Below are 5,878 nucleotides of genomic sequence, written 5' to 3'. Positions count from 1 at the left end.
ACGGCGAATGTTCAAGCAGGAACGGAGTAAAGCCTATCAGGAGCTGACGGATGCTCTGTTCGGCATGAGTGATCTGGTGCTGAGCGGACGGACTGGGCATTTCCTGAGTACCTTTACACAACGGCACAATAGGGCTGCCGTGATGGAGAATTCACTTCGCCGGAGCGAGTGGCGTTCTCATTGGATCGCACAATGCGTTGTAGGCGGCGGGATTGTGATTATGACTGTGTGGGCCGGGGGACTGGTAGCACAGAATCGTATAGAAGCCACATGGCTGGCATCCTTTGCCCTTGTGGCTTTTCCATTGCTGGATGCCTTCGTTCGCGCTGGAGAAGCGGTGGTTCATGCACCGGAGTATCAGGATTCACTTCGACGGTTAAAGGATTCGGAGAAAGACACACCTACACCGGGAGCAGGCGGAACAGCAGACATTCTAGAGGAACAGGCTACCGCTATGCGATTGGGCCTCGGAGGAGACCTGCTGCTGAACAACGTAAGCTACCGCTATGCGGCAACGCAGGAATGGAGCGTGCGTAATATCTCCCTGCACGTACCGCAGGGGGGCAAGGTTGCATTGCTTGGCCGCAGTGGTGCGGGCAAGTCCACGCTGCTGAACCTGATTCAGGGAGCATTGCAGCCTGATGAAGGTAGCGTCACTGTCGCAGGGATTCCCGTATATACAGGTGGAGCATACTCCAGTTTATTTGCGGTGCTAAACCAGCAGCCGTATTTATTCGATACAACGGTAGCGAACAATATTCGGCTGGGACGACCCGATGCTACGCTGGATGAGGTTCGTGCAGTAACAGAGCAGGTAGGGCTTGGAACTCTAATTGATTCTTTGCCGGAGGGCTACGATACCCGAATGCAGGAGACGGGGCTTCGTTTTTCCGGTGGAGAAAAACAGCGAATTGCACTGGCGCGGATTTTGCTGCAAAATCACCCGATTGTTTTGCTGGATGAGCCAACAGTGGGACTTGACCCACTGACAGAGCATGAACTCATGCAGACGATGTTTCGTGTGCTGAAAGGCAAAACATTGATCTGGATCACGCATCATCTGACAGGAATGGAGCATATGGACGAGGTGATTTTTATGGAAAAAGGGGTCATTTCCATGCGGGGCAGTCATGAAAAGCTTTGGCAGGAGCAGCCCCGATACCGCAACCTGTATGAGCTGGATCATCCGAGCCTGTGAAATGAGGTATATAAAATTTTGATTAACTTTTATATACTGGTTAGAGTTGATGCGTCACATGTAGACACTCAACTGTAGACACTCAACTGGAGGGGCTGATATGAATGAAAGCACTTATCTCTAAGCATTGGCATTTGATGCTGATTGGTTTTGTAGCCCTGAGCATGGGCGGGTTTGTCTTGTTTTATTTTCAGGGGAGCGTGTCGTCGTTTCCGGCGAGTCAACCTAAACAAGCTCAGGAAGAGCCAGACAAGACCAAATATGAGATTGTTACAGTGGGTGTAAAAGGGGACGGTTTCTATCCTAAAAATATTGAAGTGAAATCCGGCGTTCCAACCAAAATCAATTTCAAGAAAATGACATCCTTTACTTGCATTGATGAAGTGCAGTCGTTGAAGATCGGAATGGACGTTTACCTGGATCACGAAAATAATTATTTTACCGTCAAGGATTTGAAGCCAGGGGTATATGAGTATAATTGTGGCATGTACATGTACTTCGGGACGATCACGGTAAAATAAATCAAAATAGCTTTCTAGCACTTTGATGCTAGAAAGCTATTTTTTTCCTTTAATCAATTAGGTTAATTGCGACAGTCTGTATATATACCATCATCCACCTGTGGTGCAATATGCATTATCCTTTATCCTTTACCTCTGATCAGCTTACATTGCTGATCTTTTGTTTTTTACAAGACTTCTCTCAGAAAATTTACATGAGAACGGAGCAGGCGGAATGGTGCTGGACAAGCGAAGCGGTCGCCTTTGTCCCCGGATTTCTACCTTTGGTTGCTTATTCAAGAAATCCGGGGACAACAGCGAGGGAAGCACCATCCGCATGCGTAGTGGCACGAATGTAATTTTTTTCATCCCATATATCTAATTTTGAACTGATTTTTCTCCTAATTCGTCGGGTACCCGCTTCCAAGCCAGCAAAGTATGATAATAGTATCTAGAGATGAGGAGGAGCTTGTTATGGAATCTTCAACTGAAACCGCTTCCAACAATAGTGCTGTGATTCCTGAATCCAATCGGGGAAGACCACGCAAGGCTCGCGGCCCGAAGCCTGAACGTGGTAGAAAAGGCTTGTGGGACAGTGTGAAGCAGCAAAAGTATCTTTATTTTATGTCCATTCCTTTCGTCATATGGGTGTTTGTTTTCAGCTATCTTCCGCTTTGGGGCTGGACGATGGCGTTTCAAAATTATAAGCCAGCTAAATCCTTTACGGACCAGAAATGGGTAGGGCTGAATAACTTTATTGAGTTATTTCAGGACGAACGATTTTATCTAGTATTACGTAATACACTGGCGATGAGCCTGATGGGGATTATATTTGGTTTTGTCGTACCGATCTTCTTTGCAATTCTGTTAAATGAGCTGCGTGGTATGTTGTTCAAACGGTTTGTACAGACGATATCCTACCTCCCGCATTTTGTATCCTGGGTAGTTGTGGCTGGATTGGTCACGAAAATGCTGTCCATTGACGGAGGCATTGTCAACGATATATTGGTAGCGCTTCATATTGTGGATGAGCCGATTCAGTTCATGGCAAAGGGGAGCTGGTTCTGGTACATTGTAACCGCTTCCGACATATGGAAAGAGACAGGTTGGAATACGATTATTTATTTAGCTGCAATCACCGGAATTGATCAAGAACAGTATGAAGCATCGCGCGTGGATGGAGCGAGCCGCTGGAGACAGATGTGGCATATTACACTGCCGGGTATCCGCTCGACGATTGCCGTTCTGTTCATTATGGCGATTGGGCATCTGGTGAGCAATGGTTTTGAAAAGCAGTTCTTGCTTGGCAATAGTCTCGTGACGGATTATTCCGAGGTGTTGGATCTGTACGCGCTCAATTACGGGATTAATTTGGGTCGCTTCTCTTATGGGACGGCAATTGGTATTTTCAACTCACTGGTTAGCATTTTGCTGTTGTTTACGGCGAACGGTATATTCAAAAAACTGACCAAAGAAAGCATCATGTAGGGAGGGAGAAGCGAAATGACGAATAAGGCATTTAATGCTACCCGGTCTGAGAAGCTGTTTGACCTGTTCAATTATATCCTCATGGCTCTGATCGTGGTGTTGACGCTGTACCCGTTTCTGAACGTACTTGCGATTTCCCTGAACAATTCAACGGACACGGTTCGCGGTGGAATTTATATATGGCCCCGCCAATTTACGCTCGAAAATTACAAAACGATTTTCCAGTACGATGGCCTTCTTCAGGGACTGCAAATATCTATTCTTCGTACTTTGGTCGGAACAGTACTCGGATTGATTTGCGCGTCTATGCTTGCTTTTACATTGAGTCGGGTCGAGTTTCGCGCTCGTAAGTTTATTTCTACGTTTTTGGCGTTGACGATGTATTTTTCTGGCGGGATGGTGCCCGTGTTTATTTTGATGCGTGATCTGCATCTGCTGGGTTCGTTTTGGGTGTACATTTTTCCAGGCTTAATTAGCGCATTTAACGTGTTTGTCATTCGTTCCTTTATGGACGGTTTGCCATATGCGTTGCAGGAGTCAGCCAAACTCGATGGGGCGAATGATTTTACGATTTACTGGAGAATTATTTTGCCGCTGTGCAAACCAGTATTGGCAACGATTGCTCTTTTTCTGGCAGTAGGTCAGTGGAATGCTTGGTTTGATACGTATTTGTATAATGGTGGGGCGCCGCAATGGACGACGCTACAGTATGAGCTGATGAAGATACTGCAAAGTACGCAGCAAGGCGGCTCCAGTATGACGAATAGTAACGATATGGCTAAGCAAATGGCTCAAATTTCACCAGAGTCGATTAAAATGGCAATCACGATTACGGTTACGCTCCCCATCCTGATGGTATATCCGTTCCTGCAAAAATATTTTGTAGGCGGGATGACACTGGGGGCAGTGAAATCATAAAAGACAGGATTCCGGTAGTAAAATAGCAGTTATTTGCAGGAGAAGTCATCATAGGAATATAGGAGGATTTATACATGAAAAAACACTGGTCCAGATTTGCACTGATTCCCTTGCTCGCGGTGTCCCTTACCGCACTCGCAGGTTGTGGAGGAAGCGATAAAGCAGCGAAGGAAGGCACATCCAGCGGCACAGACCCGATTACGTTTAGCTTCTTCGGAGCAGATACAAGCCCACAATGGAACGGAATGAAGGATGAAATAGGCAAGGAAATCACCAAAAAAACAGGTGTAACCTTGAATGCGGAATTTGATGTCAGCGGTGGAGGTGGAGATGACCGAATTGCTTTGATGGCAGCAAGTGGAGAATACCCGGACTTGGTTTCTCCTAAAGCGAATATTAACAAGCTTGTGGATGCGGGGGCCATGATTGATCTGACAGATCTGATCAACGATCATGCACCCAATCTCAAAAAGCTATATGGACCCTATATGGATCGTTTGAAATACAGTAATAAAGATCAATCCATCTATGTCCTTCCTACGTATGCAGGTGTGGGACAGGAGAGTTTTGACGCGACGGGGGGATTTGAAATTCAGCATAAGGTGCTCAAGGAGCTAGGATATCCAAAGGTAAGAACGCTACAGGATTATGAAAACGCACTCAAAACCTATGCAGCCAAACATCCGACGATCAATGGCAAAAAAACGATCCCACTCACGTTGGATGCAGACGACTGGAGAATTATGATTACCGTAACGAATCCTGCCTTCCAGACGACTGGAGCGCCGGATGATGGTGAATATTTTATTGATCCCAAAACATTTGAAGCGAAGCTTCATTACAAACGTCCGGAAGAAAAGGAATATTTCCGTTGGTTGAACCACATGTACAATGAAGGACTGCTCGATAAAGATTCATTTGTGCAAAAAAGTGATCAATACAAATCCAAAATTGCCAGCGGCCGTGTCCTCGGTCTGATCGACCAGGAGTGGGGTTATCAGGATGCCGAAAATGCGTTAAAAGCGTCAGGTAAATCCGAATCCAGCTACGCGCATTTTCCAGTTACACTTTCGGAGGAATACAAGGATCGTTCCTTTCAGGATACGGGCTTCACGTCCGGTTATGGAGTAGGTATTACAGAGAATTGCAAGGACCCGGTGCGGGCTATTAAATTCCTTGATTATTTAGCTTCCGATGAAGGACAGGTGCTAGTGAACTGGGGGATCGAAGGCAAGCATTATGAAATTAAAGACGGCAAACGTGTCATTCCTGCTGATGTACTGGAACAAAAAACGAACAATACAACCAACTTCAATAAATCTACGGGTATAGATTTGTACACGCTCATCAGCGGACACTATGGTGACGGCGTGAAGGACCCTACAGGTAACTACTATACTGCCAAATTCCCGGAACAAATTATCGCGGCTTATTCGAAGCCGGAGAAAGAATCACTTAAAGCGTATGGCGTAAAAACGTGGAAAGATCTGTTCCCGGACAAGAAAGAATTTGATGTAAAGCCTTGGGGCGCAGCCTATAACCTGACAACAGACAATGAATCCAGCTATAACGTTACATTCAAAAAAACGACAGACATTATCCGCAAACGTATACCGGAAGCTATTTTAGCACCGGCTTCCAATTTTGATACGGTATACGACAACATGATTAAAGAACTGGATGCCGCCGGAGCTGTCCAAATGGAACAGCAATACACGCAACTGGTGAAGGACAGAGTGGAGTTATGGAGTGGCAAGGCTTCTAAATAGCTGAA

At 45.9% G+C, this 5,878-nt stretch carries 5 protein-coding genes; all 5 read left to right on the top strand.

Annotated elements, in window-relative coordinates; translation table 11 throughout:
• Positions 1-1,198: amino acid ABC transporter ATP-binding/permease protein (locus GRP75_RS17555; RefSeq protein ID WP_160789928.1), on the top strand; the 1,198-nt coding region annotated here is incomplete at its 5' end.
• A gap of 104 nt (positions 1,199-1,302) precedes the next feature.
• On the top strand, positions 1,303-1,719 hold the full coding sequence (locus GRP75_RS17550; RefSeq protein ID WP_160789927.1) for a cupredoxin domain-containing protein: 417 nt from the start codon (positions 1,303-1,305) through the stop codon (positions 1,717-1,719).
• A 453-nt stretch (positions 1,720-2,172) separates the two neighbouring features.
• Positions 2,173-3,186 (top strand): ABC transporter permease, encoded by a 1,014-nt coding sequence (locus GRP75_RS17545; RefSeq protein WP_076295644.1) that lies wholly within the window; start codon positions 2,173-2,175, stop codon positions 3,184-3,186.
• 15 nt (positions 3,187-3,201) lie between these two features.
• The gene (locus GRP75_RS17540) at positions 3,202-4,104 is read left to right on the top strand and encodes a carbohydrate ABC transporter permease (protein WP_023990333.1); all 903 of its coding nucleotides are present in this window, start codon (positions 3,202-3,204) and stop codon (positions 4,102-4,104) included.
• A gap of 74 nt (positions 4,105-4,178) precedes the next feature.
• Positions 4,179-5,873, top strand: coding sequence for an ABC transporter substrate-binding protein (locus tag GRP75_RS17535; protein WP_160789926.1), 1,695 nt, complete (start codon positions 4,179-4,181; stop codon positions 5,871-5,873).
• Positions 5,874-5,878 lie beyond the last annotated feature (5 nt).

The sequence above is a fragment of the Paenibacillus sp. OT2-17 genome, assembly GCF_009827695.1.
GTDB lineage: Bacteria > Bacillota > Bacilli > Paenibacillales > Paenibacillaceae > Paenibacillus > Paenibacillus polymyxa_B.
Note: the sequence above shows the minus strand (reverse complement) of the source record. Positions and strands in the feature narration are given on the sequence as shown.